General features: G+C 50.9%; 14 protein-coding genes and 1 pseudogene. 4 read left to right on the top strand and 11 right to left on the bottom strand.

All coding sequences use genetic code 11. The annotated features are described in order from the left end of the window. Positions 1 to 1,033: pseudogene (locus Q0231_RS01625) on the bottom strand (alkaline phosphatase); the annotation flags it as partial. A gap of 148 nt (positions 1,034 to 1,181) precedes the next feature. Here Q0231_RS01625 and Q0231_RS01620 point away from each other — a divergent pair. Both Q0231_RS01620 and Q0231_RS01615 read left to right on the top strand, forming a co-directional pair. After that, positions 1,182 to 3,515, top strand: a complete 2,334-nt coding sequence (locus Q0231_RS01620) for an ATP-dependent helicase (RefSeq protein WP_299344176.1) — start codon at positions 1,182 to 1,184, stop codon at positions 3,513 to 3,515. A gap of 11 nt (positions 3,516 to 3,526) precedes the next feature. Continuing rightward, positions 3,527 to 4,396 carry a 50S ribosomal protein L11 methyltransferase gene (locus tag Q0231_RS01615; RefSeq protein ID WP_299344174.1) on the top strand — a complete coding sequence of 290 codons (870 nt, stop codon included), beginning with the start codon at positions 3,527 to 3,529 and terminating at the stop codon, positions 4,394 to 4,396. A gap of 10 nt (positions 4,397 to 4,406) precedes the next feature. Here Q0231_RS01615 and Q0231_RS01610 read toward each other — a convergent pair whose 3' ends face one another. The 3 genes from Q0231_RS01610 to Q0231_RS01600 form a co-directional block, all read right to left on the bottom strand. Further along, entirely contained in the window at positions 4,407 to 4,553 is a 147-nt protein-coding gene (locus Q0231_RS01610) for a hypothetical protein (RefSeq protein ID WP_269393750.1), read from the bottom strand. 39 nt (positions 4,554 to 4,592) lie between these two features. Beyond that, positions 4,593 to 4,736, bottom strand: coding sequence for a hypothetical protein (locus tag Q0231_RS01605; RefSeq protein WP_269393749.1), 144 nt, complete (start codon positions 4,734 to 4,736; stop codon positions 4,593 to 4,595). 239 nt (positions 4,737 to 4,975) lie between these two features. Further along, a complete protein-coding gene (locus Q0231_RS01600; RefSeq protein ID WP_299344169.1) occupies positions 4,976 to 5,110 on the bottom strand; it encodes a hypothetical protein in 135 nt (44 codons plus the stop codon). An 88-nt stretch (positions 5,111 to 5,198) separates the two neighbouring features. On the opposite strand from Q0231_RS01600, the gene Q0231_RS01595 reads away from it, so the two are divergent. Then, on the top strand, positions 5,199 to 7,028 hold the full coding sequence (locus Q0231_RS01595; RefSeq protein ID WP_299344167.1) for an aminopeptidase P family protein: 1,830 nt from the start codon (positions 5,199 to 5,201) through the stop codon (positions 7,026 to 7,028). Between the two features lie 35 nt (positions 7,029 to 7,063). Continuing rightward, positions 7,064 to 8,251, top strand: a complete 1,188-nt coding sequence (gene chrA / locus Q0231_RS01590) for a chromate efflux transporter (protein WP_299344164.1) — start codon at positions 7,064 to 7,066, stop codon at positions 8,249 to 8,251. Here chrA and Q0231_RS01585 read toward each other — a convergent pair. The 7 genes from Q0231_RS01585 to Q0231_RS01555 all read right to left on the bottom strand — a co-directional run. Continuing rightward, positions 8,248 to 8,568 (bottom strand): AzlD family protein, encoded by a 321-nt coding sequence (locus Q0231_RS01585; RefSeq protein WP_299344161.1) that lies wholly within the window; start codon positions 8,566 to 8,568, stop codon positions 8,248 to 8,250. The two genes, chrA and Q0231_RS01585, sit on opposite strands and share 4 nt — an antisense overlap. A 3-nt stretch (positions 8,569 to 8,571) precedes the next feature. Continuing rightward, positions 8,572 to 9,291 (bottom strand): AzlC family ABC transporter permease, encoded by a 720-nt coding sequence (locus tag Q0231_RS01580; protein ID WP_299344158.1) that lies wholly within the window; start codon positions 9,289 to 9,291, stop codon positions 8,572 to 8,574. A gap of 49 nt (positions 9,292 to 9,340) precedes the next feature. Continuing rightward, positions 9,341 to 10,246, bottom strand: coding sequence for an AraC family transcriptional regulator (locus Q0231_RS01575; RefSeq protein WP_299344155.1), 906 nt, complete (start codon positions 10,244 to 10,246; stop codon positions 9,341 to 9,343). A gap of 27 nt (positions 10,247 to 10,273) precedes the next feature. Beyond that, a complete protein-coding gene (gene ligA, locus Q0231_RS01570; protein ID WP_299344179.1) occupies positions 10,274 to 12,355 on the bottom strand; it encodes an NAD-dependent DNA ligase LigA in 2,082 nt (693 codons plus the stop codon). A 23-nt stretch (positions 12,356 to 12,378) separates the two neighbouring features. Continuing rightward, positions 12,379 to 14,052, bottom strand: a complete 1,674-nt coding sequence (recN, locus tag Q0231_RS01565) for a DNA repair protein RecN (protein WP_299344152.1) — start codon at positions 14,050 to 14,052, stop codon at positions 12,379 to 12,381. 33 nt (positions 14,053 to 14,085) lie between these two features. Next, positions 14,086 to 14,925, bottom strand: coding sequence for an outer membrane protein assembly factor BamD (locus Q0231_RS01560; protein ID WP_299344150.1), 840 nt, complete (start codon positions 14,923 to 14,925; stop codon positions 14,086 to 14,088). Between the two features lie 98 nt (positions 14,926 to 15,023). Further along, positions 15,024 to 15,297: UDP-3-O-acyl-N-acetylglucosamine deacetylase (locus tag Q0231_RS01555; protein WP_299344147.1), on the bottom strand; the 274-nt coding region annotated here is incomplete at its 5' end.

Genomic DNA, 15,297 nt, shown 5'->3' with positions numbered 1-15,297 from the left:
GTTCCACACCCTTGTTGCCAGAGCGCTTTTCGGGATAGTGACCTGCACGCGCCGCAAGAACCTCCAAAGAAGTCCCCGATTCAAATGAAACAGATCCATCTTTATTGTAGATCGTAAAGCTGCGTGAACCGCCGTTATAGTCACCTTCGTTGGCGCCCACGAAGCGATTATCATCAAGCCATTTCACCGCGTCAGGCTCACGCAGACGTTGGGTTTGCGCCCCGTCAAATGTAAACGCGCGCTCCTCTTCAACGTCAATAAACGTCAGATCAACAGCACCAGCTGAGAAGTGGTTTTTAACCACACCAGTTGCACCATCGATGATCGCGTAATGGTTGTTTTCCTGCATAGAAACAACGATCTCGTTCATCGAATTGAAATCAACAAACTCTGGCTCAGGATCAGATGCGCCAATCAAGGCCAACCCAGCAAGATCGACAACTCGTTTGCTGCTACAATCAGCAACTCCATTCGCGATATCAAAGATAGTGACAAAGCCAGCTGGCAATTGAGGAAGTTCCCCTTCGTTCAAATCCTCATCGCGCTCATTTTCAATCGCCACCGCAACCAATGACCCGTCACCAGAAACCGCAACGCTGTCAGGTTGACCGCCAAGATCGCAAGAGGCCGTTACCGTTTTTGAGGCAATATCAACAATCGCCAAGTGGCCCGATGGCGCAACGTAGCTTTCAGAAGTATTGACGCCAACAAACGCTTTTCCGCCCAAAATCGAAACCGATGTCGGTTCACCGTCTAACGCCAAAAAACCCTGTGCAACCGGCGCTTTTGGGTCAGCAATACCAACAAAGCCAATGCCGCCCAAAGGGCTATCTGAATAAATCAATGTCATGCCGTCTTCAGTCGCAGCAATAATTTCAGATGATGAAACGCTTTTTGCGTCCATATCAGCTGGGATATTGCTGGCCACTGGAAAACTAGAGATACGGTTGAAGTGCGGCGCAGCGGCAGCATTCAAAGCCGTTATGCTGACCGCGCTAAACGCCAATGCGCCAAGCAAGTGTGAAGGTTTCATGATTGAGCAGTCCCTTGGTTGTGAGCTAAATCGCCCTTGCCAATAGGGTCCCAATGCTACATTGAGATGACAAATCTAACTTCACCTCCGCATATACAAATATTTGCAGGTGACTTATAAAGAACAAAACGAGATTCGAGCGCACGTAATGATTGCAAGGCCGGGCAAAGCCCCCAGTTCACAACCAGGACCGATTACGTCGCAGTTTGGCGGCGGCGCACCGCGCTATCTTGAGGGTATGAACCCTGAGCAGCAAGATGCTGTTGAAAGCATCGATGGCCCACTTTTGGTGCTGGCAGGTGCGGGCACCGGTAAAACCCGCGTATTGACCACGCGGATTGCACATATTCTGGCGACACGCCGTGCGCGCGGCCACGAAATCCTTGCGGTAACCTTTACCAACAAAGCGGCCCGCGAAATGAAAGAGCGGATTGCAAAATTCGTTGGCGGCTCGGTTGAAGGCATGCCTTGGCTTGGCACCTTCCACTCCATCGGCGCAAAAATCATCCGCCGCCATGCCGAACTGGTGGGCCTAAAGTCTGATTTCACCATTCTTGATACAGACGATCAGATCCGGCTGTTAAAGCAGCTCTTACAAGCTGAAAATGTCGATGAAAAGCGCTGGCCCGCTCGCCAGCTGGCGCACATGATCGATGGGTGGAAAAACAAAGGCTTGCAGCCCAAACAATTGGACGCTTCTGATGCAGGCGCATTCGCAGATGGTAAAGGCGCAAAGCTTTACGCCGCTTACCAAGCGCGCTTAAAAACCCTCAATGCCGCTGATTTTGGCGATCTGTTGCTTGAATGCATTCGCTTGCTCAAAGACAATCCAACGGTGCTCGAAGAATTTCATCGCCGCTTTAAATTCATGCTGGTGGACGAGTATCAAGATACAAACGTCGCCCAATATTTGTGGTTGCGCCTACTCGCGCAAGGCAACTCCAACGTTTGTGTGGTGGGTGATGATGACCAATCAATTTACGGCTGGCGCGGCGCTGAAGTTGATAACATTCTGCGGTTCGAAAAAGACTTCCCCGGCGCAAAAGTTATCCGCCTAGAGCGCAATTATCGCTCCACTTCAAAAATCCTACGTGCTGCATCGCACTTAATTTCGCACAATGAAGATCGCTTGGGCAAAACCTTGCAGACGGATGTGGGCGAAGAAGGCGATCCGGTCAGTGTCACCTCTGTTTGGGATTCTGAAGAAGAAGCCCGCCACATTGGCGAAGAAATCGAACAGTTCCAACGCCAAGGCCATCAGCTCAACTCCATGGCGATCCTTGTACGCGCGTCTTTCCAAATGCGCGAGTTCGAGGAACGGTTCATCAAACTGGGCCTCAATTACCGCGTTATTGGCGGACCACGCTTTTACGAGCGCAAAGAAATTCGCGACGCCCTCGCCTATTTGCGTGCCACCGCACAGCAAGCTGACGATTTGGCGTTTGAGCGGATCGTCAATGTGCCAAAACGGGGTTTGGGCGACGCCACCATCCGCTTGCTGCACGATGCAGCACGGGCGGCCAACGTGCCAATGATCCAAGCCACGCGCGATCTGATTGAAACCGACGAATTAAAGCCCAAACAACGCTCAACTTTGCGCTTTTTGATCAGTCAGTTTGACGATTGGGCCAACCGGTTGCAAAACCAGCCCCACGCAGAAGTGGCTGAAGCCATTTTGGACGAAAGCGGCTACACCCAAATGTGGCAAAATGACCGCTCAGCGGACGCGCCAGGTCGGCTTGAAAACTTAAAAGAACTAATTCGCTCGATGGAAGAGTTCGAAACACTTGGCGGATTTTTGGAGCACGTTTCCCTTGTGATGGACCGCGACAGCGGCGACGGATCGGATGATGCCGTTTCCATCATGACCCTACATGCCGCCAAAGGGCTAGAGTTCGACACCGTGTTTTTGCCCGGTTGGGAAGAAGGCCTGTTCCCCCATCAACGCTCGCTCGATGAAAGTGGCAAGACGGGATTGGAAGAAGAACGTCGCCTCGCCTACGTCGGGATTACCCGTGCCAAAAAACGCGCCAAACTAACGGTCGCACAAAACCGCCGCATCCACGGCCTTTGGCAAACCTGCATTCCCTCTCGTTTCTTGGACGAATTGCCCGCAGACGCCGTTGAAGTCAAAGACACAGGCTCAAGTTATGGCGGCTACAACTATGGTGGCCGCAATACAGCCTCAAAATTCGATAACCGCGATCCGTTCGACAGTGTTTATGAAACACCGGGCTGGCAACGCGCGCAAAACCAGCACAAATCCCGTGGCACAGATCGAGGCCCGACGATTGAAGGTGAGCTAATAGCACGCTCTGGCTCTGTCAGTTCATCCTCATCAAGCTTTAAACAAGGCGACAAAGCTCTTCACCTCAAATTTGGCGAAGGCATTGTGGCCAGCGTCGATGGCAATAAACTCACCATTGACTTTCCCTCTGTAGGGCGCAAAAAAGTCCTCGAAAGCTTTATCAAGCGGGCATAAAGGCCAATCAAATGACCCTAGAACAAATCACCGTCCCCATGTCTAAACAAGATGCATTTGCGCTGGCTGATGCAGTGATGGAAGAATACGGACTGGCTTTGTCCGCGTCGGCATTTGAAAATGCTGATGGTGATTGGGTGTTTGAAGCCACATGTGATCAAAAACCAAACATTGCGCGCTTTAACGAACTTGCGCAGCGGGTTTTGAACGGCACGGTTGAATTTACACTGGCGAAAGTGCCAGACAAAGATTGGGTTGCCCATTCCCTTGAAGGTTTGTCAGCAATCGATACGGGCGAGTTTTTTGTCCACGGCAGTCATGTTGAAGCGCCAAATCCTGATGATAAAATCGCCATTAAAATTGATGCGGGCCAAGCTTTTGGCACCGGACACCATGAAACCACAACAGGCTGCCTTGAAGCCATTTCACTGATTGCAAATTCTGGTGTGCAGCCTAAAACGATTTTGGACTTGGGTACTGGCACGGGTATTTTGGCCATCGCGGCCGCAAAACGGTTCAACAACAACGTGCTGGCCACCGACATTGACGCCAAAGCGATTGAAGTCACAATTGAAAATACGCAAATTAATGGCGTAAAAGACATGATCGAAACAGCAGTATCAACTGGCATGGATCATGAGATCTTTGAGCAGCGCGGCCCATTTGATTTGGTGCTGGCCAATATTTTGGCTGGCCCATTGGTCGAACTAGCACCAGACATTGCCAAACACACAAAAATTGATGGCATTGTGGTCTTGGCAGGACTTCTGAATCGCCAAGCAGACAGCGTTATTGAAGCCTACGCAGAAAACAAAATCGCCCTTCTCGAACAAGTCGAAAAGGGCGATTGGACAATCCTGAGATTGCAACGTCAAGCTTAAGGTTTAAACCTTAGAAGCCGTTGCGTGAACGATCTTCGTTCAGCAAATTGCGGTAGCCATGTGTTTCAACAAAGCGAGCAACTTCGCGCTCTGCATGTTTGCTGCGTGACGTTACAATTGCGTCCATCACGTTGCGAAAGAAACCGGTTTTAGCCATTTTGTGTATCCTAAAAGAGCAAGGCGAAAGCGCCTAAAATCAAAATCCGTTCATACGATCATTGTTGATCGCATCATGTCCGTGGGTTTTCAAAAACTTCGCAACTTGACGATCTGCATGCTTGCTGCGTGATGAAACCATTGCGTCTACTACGCCGCGGAAAAAACCAACTGTCTGTGCCATTCTCGTCTCCTACAATTTCAACCAAAAGTGGGGTTGCTTTTTTGAATTCTTGAAACCAATGTAGCCATGTAAAAAATTTTAGGTAGAGGCAGAACCGCACCACAGCCATGCGTTTTCAGCATACCGAGACAATAACAATACAATTCGCTGAGGATAAACAAAACGCGCAACGAACTAAATCATTGCGCGACTGAAAATGATAGGAAATCATTCTTTGCGGGTTGGTAGACTGAACCAGCTCACATGGTGTGGTTTCGATTGGTGTCATAGTGCTCGACTTCAGTAAATTGATCTATATCTCGATCAACTGCTTTGGTCCGAGACTTCATCATTGAAGAAAACAGACCAAACATGAACTCTAATGGATTTGCCATTTCTATCTCCTGTTTGGTTGCTTAAAGCACCTTCGATGCACAAAAATTTCGACGCGCCAAAAATGCGATCTAGAGGATAACGTACCGCATGTTCAACAACGACAGCTCAATCCAATTTCAACAATTTGATGAAAAAGCTGATCCATCTCTGGTGAAACCTCGACTGGCGCACCTTCGTGCTGCGATGGAAAGCGCCAATGTAGATGCCTTTTTAATCCCACGTGACGATGCGCACAGGGGCGAAAATGTACCTGCCGGCGACGAACGTCTAGCCTACATGACTGGTTTCACCGGCTCTGCGGGCTATGCCATTGTCACCAAAGATCGCGCAGCGCTTGTGGTCGATGGGCGCTACACCATTCAAGCGCCCGCCCAAACAGATACAGACGCGGTTGAATGCGTTGAAATGAAACCAGACGCGGCCCAAAAGTGGTTGGTAGACGCCCTGCCAACAAACGCACGCGTGGGTTTTGATGGCTGGTTACACACCCCCTACGCCATCAAGACCTTGCGCGATGCGCTGAAAAAGTCCGACATCGAATTGGTCGAATGCACCAATTTGGTCGATGAGATCTGGCAAGACCGGCCAGCCCCGCCAACAGATAAAATCTTTACGCTCTCGTTGGAACAAACCGGAAAGTCTGCTGCCGACAAAATCTCAGATCTTGCCAAAACCATTGCAGAGCGTAACGCAGACGCGTTGGTGCTCACCCTGCCTGAAAGCTTTTGCTGGCTGTTCAACATCCGGGGGTCTGATATCCCCAATACGCCAGTTACGCTGGGCTTTGCGATAATTGAAAAGTCAGGCACCGCAAAACTATATGTGCAACCTGAAAAAATCACATCGGTTCTAAGTGCAGAGTTGGGTGATGCAGTTACCCTTTGCCCAATCAGCACCCTTGAAAGCGATCTTAAGGGACTTGCTGGCAACAAAACAATTTGGATGGACGGCAACACTTGCCCATCAAAACTCTCCAACATTGTTATTGAAGCAAATGGTGAGTTGTTGAATGAGGCCGATCCCGTTTTGGCCATCAAATCACGTAAAAACGCAACAGAGATCGAAGGCATGGTTTCAGCCCAACGCACTGATGCCGCCGCGATGGCCAAGTTCCTTTCGTGGCTAGACGCTGAAGCGCCAAAGGGTGAACTCACCGAAATCGCAATCGTCAAGCAACTCGAGCAAATTCGCCGACAAGCAAATTCGTTGGTCGACATTAGCTTTGAAACCATTTCCGGATCCGGCCCAAATGGCGCGATTTGCCATTACCGGGTGACCGACAAAAGTGACCGGACCCTGGTGCCTGGCGAATTGATGCTGGTGGATAGCGGCGGCCAATATCTTGAAGGCACCACCGACATCACCCGCACCATGGCCACCGGCCCGGCCACAAGCGAACAAAAGAAGCACTTCACTTTGGTGCTCCAAGGCATGATTGCCTTAAGCGTTGCAATTTTCCCCAAAGGGACGACCGGCACACATTTGGATGTACTTGCCCGTCAGTTCTTGTGGGCAGAAGGCTTGGACTACAATCATGGCACGGGGCATGGTGTAGGCGCATTTTTGGGCGTGCATGAAGGTCCGTGTGGGGTTTCCCCACGCAATCATTCGCCGCTTGAAGTGGGCAACATCATCTCAAACGAGCCCGGCTACTATCTTGAAGGCAGCCACGGTATCCGTATTGAAAACTTGCTGGTGGTCAAAGAAAGCGACAAAAGCACTGAAAATGCTCCATTCCTGTCGTTCGAAACGATCACATTTACACCGATTGACAAGCGATTGATCAACAAGGATTTGATGAGCGCAAGCGAAATTGCTTGGCTCAACCACTATCACAAACAATGTTTTGAAATCGCAGCGTCACAATTGGGCGATAGTGACAAAGCGTGGCTGCACCAAGCAACGCAACCGATTTAGGCAAATCGTGGCGTGGCCAAAGGAGAATCAACCTAATGTCACGCCCGCTTCCTGAAATATTCGCCGCCTTTACAAGACTTGGCCTCACCTCCTTTGGTGGACCGGTGGCACACATGAGCTTTTTTCGCGCTGAATTTGTTACCAAGCGCAAATGGCTTTCCGAAAGCGCCTATGCAGATTTGGTGGCGCTGTGCCAATTTCTACCTGGGCCTTCAAGTTCACAAGTCGGTTTTGCTTTAGGTCTTCAGCGTGGCGGACTGCTGGGCGGCCTAGCGGCATTCACCGCATTCACTTTGCCGTCCGCTGTGTTTTTGGTCCTGTTTGCGCTGTTTGCTGACACACTTTCGGCACTCTTTGGCACAGGTCTCATCCATGGGCTAAAGCTTGTGGCAACAGCTGTAGTCGCCCAAGCGATTTTGGGCATGTCACTTTCCCTATGCAACACCCGCACAACAGCAACCATCGCCATTTTATCCCTCTTGATCGTCACAATCGTCGTCGGGCCGCTCGGCCAAATTGCAGCCATCCTTTTTGGCGCAATTTTGGGACGTTTCGCGATCAAATCGGTTCAAAGCGAACCAAATGAGCATGTCTCACCCCTACTTATCCCCGTTTCAGCGGCAAATTCAGCGCTGATTATTTTCGTGGTTCTACTGTTCGGATTGCCAATTTTGGCCCAAAATACGACGGACCTACGGCTCGAGCTTTTTGACAGTTTTTATCGTGCGGGCGCACTGGTTTTTGGTGGCGGCCATGTGGTGTTGCCCTTGCTTGAAACCGAAGTCGTCGCCACTGGAATTGTCAATAAAGACAGTTTCTTAGCAGGATATGGCATGACCCAAGCCGTGCCGGGGCCCATCTTTAGTTTTGCCGCCTTTTTGGGCGCAGCAAGCGCTCCGCTTCCCGGCGCAATCCTCAATGCATTGATCGCCACCATCGCGATATTCTTGCCGGGATTTTTGCTGGTTTACGCCATTATGCCTTACTGGCAAAAATTCAGAACAATGCATGCCGCAAAATCACTCCTATCCGGCGCAAACGCCGCTGTGGTGGGACTTTTGGGCGCTGCGTTTTACTCACCCATTTGGCAAAGCACGGTGCTCAACCCGCTCGATTTCGCGCTTGTTGCGATGGCTTTTGTTCTGCTCACCAAGTGGAACGTTCCGCCTTGGTTGATGGTGCTGGTTGGCGCAATTGTCGGCTCTTTGTTGGGTATGCTTTAAAGCAATCCAAGCACCGCCCGAAATAGCGCCACAGAAACAACACCTACCGCCACAACCCCAAGTAAAGGCAGGCGAAATGCCGCAAGCATAGTCACCACAGCCGCTGCTGTTTCTGCTGGTCCGGTTGCTAAAACTGTAGGGGCAATAACAGACATTAAAACCGCCACAGGCACCGCCTCCAAAGCCGCACGGGTGCGCCCCTTAAGGTCAATATACCGCACCAGAACAAGGCCCGAAATACGAGTCAAATAGGTGGCGACACCCATGCCAAGAATGGCCAATAAAGTCAGAGGATCGGTTTGAAAAAATGCTTCCATGATCTATGTCTCCAAGCTTTCAGGATCGGCTACAACCGCGGCGACCAAAACGCCAGCGACGGCCCCAGCCGCTATGTACCAAGCGCCGGGTACAAAGGCTTTGCACGCAATTGCGGCCAACCCGCTAGCGCCCAAAATAACACCTGTTTTTTGGCCCTGCCAAAACCCCATAATCAAGCCAATAAAGATCGCCGGAAATGCGAAATCAAAGCCCCATTTGGCCGGGTCAAGATCAGCCAACAGAGTGCCCAAACTGGCCCCAACCCCGGTCATCACAAGCCAGTTGACGTAAAATGGTATGGCCAATCCCATCATGAAAGCAAAGCTAGTGCCTTGTTTTCGCGCTCGATGTTCAGAGAGCGCCCAAACTTCGTCAGCCAAAAAACCAAAAGCAATCAATTGCCAACCAAAGCCCATCTGTTTGGTTTTTGCGCCCAATGATGCACTCATCAAGACGTGGCGTATATTGACCAACAAAGCGCTGATGGTGATAGCGACCCAAGGCACCGGCGTGGCCCAAAAATCAATTGCCACAAATTGCGAACCACCGGCAAAAACCACGCTACTCATCAACATGGTTTCAAAAGGCGACAGCCCTTTTTGCGCAGCTAAGGCACCAAATACTAAGGCTATGGGAAATGCCGCAACCACCAAAGGTACAATCGCACGAAGCCCATCAGAAAAATCACTTCGGCGCATCAAAGCCGATCCAGAAACACTCATTTTTCTCTCCAAGGGTGCGCAACGTAGCGGGGAATTCCAAAAGCTTTTCTTAGTGCGCATGCATGTTTTTGTAAGCACCGGGGGTGGTGCCAATACGGCGTTTGAAATGCCGGTTGAGGTGGGATTGATCAAAAAACCCGCACTCAATAGCCACACCCATTGGGTCTTGCCCTTCGTGAAGCATTTTGCGGGCAGCCCGCACCCGAATATCGGTAAGATAGCTGTGGGGCGTTTGGTTCATATGTTTGGCGAATAGGCGCACAAAATAGGCACGGCTCATCCCGGCAACATTGGCCAACATCACAAGGTTCAATTCCTCACCAAAATGGGCGTGCATATATTCGCAAACCCGCTCAATGGCCTTTGGTTCGCGCTTTTCCAAAACACTGGTGGACCAGCTGCCATATCGCTCCACAAGCGCGCCAAACGAGCGGAAAAGTGCTTCATCTTTTTCAAGCGGGTCTTTGCTGTTTTCGAGCACATCATGGGCAGCTATGAGCCCTGCAGCGATGGTCTTGTCTGAACACATGAGCTCGCGGAAAAACAAGGAACCAGATTGACGCGCGCGGGGCAGTTCGGCGGCGATTTCGTCCATCAGTTTCACCGAAGGATAAAACATACGATAGCTGTAACCCTGCTCCATCGGTCGGCCATCATGCACATCTTCGGGGTTCAACATGAAGACCGAACCCGGGCCACCAACTGACTCGGCCCCCTTCAATTTGTGCCGCTGATAGCCTGAAACAACCGCACCAATTACAAATGTGTCATGCGTGTGGGGTGAAAACTCGTGCCGTAAAAAGGTCGCCTTAAGGCATTCCAAACTGTCATAGGTTTCCTCGCGCCAAAATTTGGCGCGCTCCCCCTGCTCTAGCTCCATGTTTGTGGCATCTTGTTGCGAAATCATCTCCATGGTGCAAAGACTATCCCAAGACAGCAAAACCGTCTTGGACAAAATTGCACATGATCAATTGGCTATGGTCTAGCGCCCAACCAGATCAAACCAGCCCTGTTCATCGGTGGTTTCAACGCCCAAATCTTGAGCCTTTTTAAGCTTAGACCCAGCGCCTGGCCCGGCCACCAGCAAATCGGTTTTGGCCGAAACCGACCCGGCAACTTTCGCGCCTAACCGTTCCGCCATCGCCTTTGCTTCAGATCGCGACATTTGCTCAAGCGATCCTGTAAACACCACTGTTTTGCCCGCAACTGGGTTTTCATCAGCTGAGGCAACCACATATTCGAGGGGTGAAACTTGCGCTAAAAGCGCATCAATTGCGGCCCGGTTTTGTTGATTGGCAAAAAAACCAACCACAGACTGCACCACCGTTTCGCCAATACCATCGATAGACAAAAGGCTTTCGCGTGCCGCCATATCGCCTTCGCCTGCTGCAATGCAAGCGCTCATCCAAGCGTTGAATGTGCCATAGTTCTTGGCAAACATCGCACCGGTTGTGCTGCCCACATGACGAATGCCAAGTGCAAAAATGAATTTGTCGAGTTCTGGCGTGCGCCGCTCATCAATCGCGTCGAACAGTTTGCGAACTGAGGTTGCGCCCCAGCCTTCCTGGTCTTTAAGCTTCTTGAAACTCTGTGCATCCCGCTCACGCAAAGTGAAAATGTCGGCAGCGGTTTTGATCCGCCCTTCTTCATAAAAAGCAGTGACCTGTTTTGTGCCCATGCCGTCAATATCTAGCGCATCGCGGGCAACAAAATGCTTGAGCTGATTAACCGCCTGTGCCGGGCAAATCAATTCGCCAGTGCATCGACGCACCACGTCCAGCTTGCCCGTTTTTTCATTAAGCTCGCGCTCAGCCGGCGAGCCACATATTGGGCAATGGGTTGGAAACTCGAACCTTTTCGCATCCGCAGGGCGTTTTTCAAGCACCGGACCCAATATCTGTGGGATCACGTCGCCTGCTCGCTGAATGGTCACCGTATCGCCAATCAACACGCCTTTACGCTCAATCTCATCTTCGTTGTGCAGCGTCGCGTTGGACACAACCACACCACCCACGGTAACAGGTTTCAGTTTCGCCACAGGGGTAAGCGCCCCGGTGCGGCCCACTTGAATTTCAATATCTTCAAGAATGGTGGTGGCTTTTTCTGCCGGGAATTTGAAAGCAATCGCCCATCGCGGTGCCCGCGCCACAAAGCCCCAACGGGCCTGCAAATCCAATCGATCAAGTTTGAACACAACACCGTCAATATCATAACCAAGCGTTGCGCGTTGCTCGCCGATTAAGGTGTGGTGGGCAACCATCTCCTCAACAGTTTTCACTCGACGCATCAAGGGGTTGACCTTAAACCCCCAACGCTGAAACGCCTCAACCACGCCCATTTGCGTATCCGCGGGCATGGCCGAATTGTCGCCCCATGCATAGGCGAAAAACTTCAGGTTACGACTGGCAGTTACGTTTGAATCAAGCTGACGAAGCGACCCGGCCGCAGTATTGCGCGGGTTAACGTATGTCTGCTTTCCTTCGGCTTCTAGCTTTTTGTTGAGCGCTTCAAAATCCGCGTGCGACATATAGACTTCGCCACGCACCTCAAACACATCTGGCACATCATCGCCAATAAGCTTTTGCGGTATGTCTTTGATGGTCTTCAGGTTTTCGGTTATGTCTTCGCCTTCAGCCCCGTCACCTCGGGTGGCGCCTTGCACGAAAATTCCGTTTTCGTAGCGCAAGCTGGCGGAAAGTCCGTCGATTTTCGGCTCTGCCGTAAAGGCCAATTCAAGCCCTGCATCTTTGGCGAAAAACTTGTGTGCTCGGCCAACATAGTCCGCTAAATCTTCATCAGAAAAGGCATTACCAAGCGAAAGCATTGGCAGCCGATGGGTTACTTTTTTGAAGCCATCGGCAACAGCGAAACCAACTTTTTTGGTTGGACTGTCTTCACGCACCAAATCCGGAAACTCAGCTTCAAGCGCCTCATTGCGGCGACGCAGCGCATCATATGCCGCGTCAGAAACGACTGGAGCATCTTTTTGGTGATATGCCGCATCATGCTTTGCAATTTCGCTGGCCAATTGGGCAAGCTCTTGCGCCGCTTCTTCACGGGTCATATCAGCAACAGGTTTTTGCTCGGTCACGCCGAAACCTCATCAATCAATCTATGGGCGGCAGCGCGCGCCTCATCTGTAATGGTGGAGCCAGCCAACATGCGGGCAACTTCTTCACGTCGGCTCTTGTCATCAAGTTCAGCCACATGCGTGCGGGTTAAGCTGCCTTCTGCGATCACTTGCTTTTCAATCAACAAATGGGTTGCAGCGCGGGCCGCAACTTGGGGCGCATGGGTGACCGAAAGCACTTGCACTTTGCTCGAAAGCCGCGCCAAGCGCTTGCCGATCGCGTCAGCAACGGCACCACCAACGCCAGTGTCGATCTCATCAAAAATCAAAACCGGCGCCGAACCTTTATCGGCCAACACGACTTTAAGTGCCAACAAGAAACGAGACAGTTCGCCACCGGAAGCCACCTTCATCATTGGGCCGGGGTGCGTGCCAGGGTTTGTCTGCACGTGAAATTCAATCACATCAAACCCATTGCCACTTTCACGACTATCATCGATCTGATGGTCGACAATAAAACGAGCTTGCCCGAGTTTAAGGTCCGGCAATTCAGCTTCCACTGCCTGCATAAGCTTTTTGCCCGCCATTGCCCGTTTTTCAGATAGGCCCCGCGCGGCGGTTTGATAATTTACGCGCGCAGCATCTAGCGCCGCACGCAGCGCGGTCAAATCATCACCACCCTGTTCCAATTCAGCAATGGCTTGCTCATATTTGTTTAAAAGCGCCGGCAATTCATCACAGGATATTTGATGCTTGCGCGCAGCAGCGCGCAGTGCGAACAAGCGCTCTTCAGTGCGTTCCAACTCAAGTGGATCAAAATCCATTTGCCGTTTGATCTCTTCAAGCGCCTCAGAGCTGCGATCAAGCGCAATCAGCGTCGCATCAAGACTTTCAACCAAAGGCGCAAACAGACCGCCTTCGGCCTCCCCTTTGCGCATTAATTGGCGCATCAGGCCCGCCAACCCACTGGAAGCTGCATTGGGACCATTGAGTACCTGATCCGCGTCACGCACTTCGTCAGCCGCCTTTTCGAGCGACATTAGGCGTTGTCGGGTGGCGGCAAGTGTCTCTTCTTCGCCAACTTCAGTATTTAGAGCCCCAAGTTCGGCAATAACGTGCCGCGCGAAATCTTCGTCTTCTTGCGCTTTGGCGAGTTTTGCCTCTTGCCTGTTGAGCGCGTCTTGCGCCACACCCAAGGCTTTAAAGGCGGCGCTGACTTTGCTCAGGGCGCTTTGGCAGTCGCCAAAGGAATCTAGCAGTGTGCGGTGGGTGCTCGGATCAACAAGCGCACGATCATCATGCTGCCCATGAATTTCAATCAACTGCTCTCCCAGCTGCCGCATGAATTTGGCGGAAACTGGTTGATCATTAACAAACCCACGTGTGCGGCCATCGGCATATTGAACCCGACGAAGCATGATTTCTTCGTCATCTTCAATCTCGTTTTCGCGCATCAAATCGCGCACGTGATGGTCTGAAGGCAAATGTAGGGTGGCCACTACTTGGCCTTGCGGGCAGCCTTTACGCACCAAAGATGCATCGCCACGCCCGCCCAGCGCCAATGACAGCGAATCAAGCAGAATGGATTTCCCCGCCCCCGTTTCACCGGTAAGCGCAGTCATACCCCGATCCAGCATAAGATCGAGCTGATCAATCAAGACTATATTTCGAATTGAAATGGCACTTAGCATGCCACGGAATCCATCACAAATTGCGCGTTCTGTCTAGCGATCTGATAACCAATTGCCTTCAGCAACTTCAGGGGCCAGGCCCTGTTTTTGCAAAAGCTTATAAGCATCTTCATACCATTGGCTAGAAGGGTAATTGTGGCCCAAAACAGCTGCTGCAGTTTTTGCCTCATTCACCAGACCAAGTGCCAAGTAACTCTCAGTCAAACGCAACAATGCTTCTTCCACATGGGTTGACGTTTGATGGTCCTCAACAACCGTTCTGAAACGATTGATTGCCGCTGTGTAATTGTTGTTGCCAAGATAATAGCGACCAACCGACATTTCTTTGCCAGCAAGTTGATCCTTAGCGATCAAAATCCGCTCTTTTGCGTCCTTCGCATAGCGAGAACCCGGGTAATTATTGATAATCGTTTGGAAAGTAGAAATTGCATCTTCTGCGGTTTGCTGGTCGCGCGTGATGTCTTTCATTTGATTATATTGTGCTGCGCCCTTCATATACATCGCGTATGGGGCATCCTCTGACGAAGGATAAAGAGCCAGGAACCGATCAGCCGCAAGAATGGTCTTTTCATATCGGCCAGTCCGCGCGTTAATATAAACGGTCATCAAACGTGAACGCTCTGAGTACTCAGAATATGGGTGTTGGCGCTCCAGCTTATCAAAAGTCTTTTGCGCTGAAAGATAGCGCTGATTTTCTACCTGCAGGATCGCTTTGTCGTAAAGCTCTTCTGCAGGAATGATATCTTCTTCAACGATTTTCTTTTCGCCAAAAAGGTTAAATCCCGCACAAGCAGAAAGAGAAACGGCCAAAACGGCAATCAAAACGAACTGAAATGAAGTCCTAAGTGTACGCAACATCTTCGTATTTCCCATACCCAATAAACGCCTTCACTTCAAAAGCACGGCACCAACTCTTTGTCGACTTGCAACTATACCGCAAAACGAACGAAACTATGGCACAATGTGTGATATTAGCCAACTGAACGAATGTAACCGTGTGAGGACAACCCCAAAGGCATATCTTCCAGCGCGTCAAATTCTAATGGCAAGTTTTCAGCATTAACAATTTCATAGTTTTGCTCACTGGCAAAAAGACCATTGAGCACCAAGGCATTGAGACCGTGCCCGCCCTTGTAGGAGCGGAACTTGCCGTAAATTGGCATGCCCGCTAGCGCCAGGTCGCCCACGGCATCGAGCAGCTTGTGGCGCACAAATTCATCTTCAAACCGAAGTTCGCCAGAATTC

This window comes from uncultured Maritalea sp. (assembly GCF_937139385.1).
GTDB classification, from domain to species: Bacteria; Pseudomonadota; Alphaproteobacteria; order Rhizobiales; family Devosiaceae; genus Maritalea; species Maritalea porphyrae_A.
The sequence above is the reverse complement of the archived record's forward strand: the minus strand, read 5'-3'. Positions and strand labels throughout refer to the sequence as shown.

Bases quoted from the DNA above. Each gene is read 5' to 3' on its own strand.
- Q0231_RS01580 (WP_299344158.1), bottom strand. From the start codon at position 9,291: ATGAGTGTTTCTGGATCGGCTTTGATGCGCCGAAGTGATTTTTCTGAT.
- chrA (WP_299344164.1), top strand. From the start codon at position 7,064: ATGTCACGCCCGCTTCCTGAAATATTCGCCGCCTTTACAAGACTTGGC.
- Q0231_RS01600 (WP_299344169.1), bottom strand. From the start codon at position 5,110: ATGGCAAATCCATTAGAGTTCATGTTTGGTCTGTTTTCTTCAATGATG.
- recN (WP_299344152.1), bottom strand. From the start codon at position 14,052: ATGCTAAGTGCCATTTCAATTCGAAATATAGTCTTGATTGATCAGCTC.
- Q0231_RS01610 (WP_269393750.1), bottom strand. From the start codon at position 4,553: ATGGCTAAAACCGGTTTCTTTCGCAACGTGATGGACGCAATTGTAACG.
- Q0231_RS01585 (WP_299344161.1), bottom strand. From the start codon at position 8,568: ATGGAAGCATTTTTTCAAACCGATCCTCTGACTTTATTGGCCATTCTT.
- Q0231_RS01605 (WP_269393749.1), bottom strand. From the start codon at position 4,736: ATGGCACAGACAGTTGGTTTTTTCCGCGGCGTAGTAGACGCAATGGTT.
- Q0231_RS01595 (WP_299344167.1), top strand. From the start codon at position 5,199: ATGTTCAACAACGACAGCTCAATCCAATTTCAACAATTTGATGAAAAA.
- Q0231_RS01620 (WP_299344176.1), top strand. From the start codon at position 1,182: ATGATTGCAAGGCCGGGCAAAGCCCCCAGTTCACAACCAGGACCGATT.
- Q0231_RS01560 (WP_299344150.1), bottom strand. From the start codon at position 14,925: ATGGGAAATACGAAGATGTTGCGTACACTTAGGACTTCATTTCAGTTC.
- ligA (WP_299344179.1), bottom strand. From the start codon at position 12,355: ATGACCCGTGAAGAAGCGGCGCAAGAGCTTGCCCAATTGGCCAGCGAA.
- Q0231_RS01615 (WP_299344174.1), top strand. From the start codon at position 3,527: ATGACCCTAGAACAAATCACCGTCCCCATGTCTAAACAAGATGCATTT.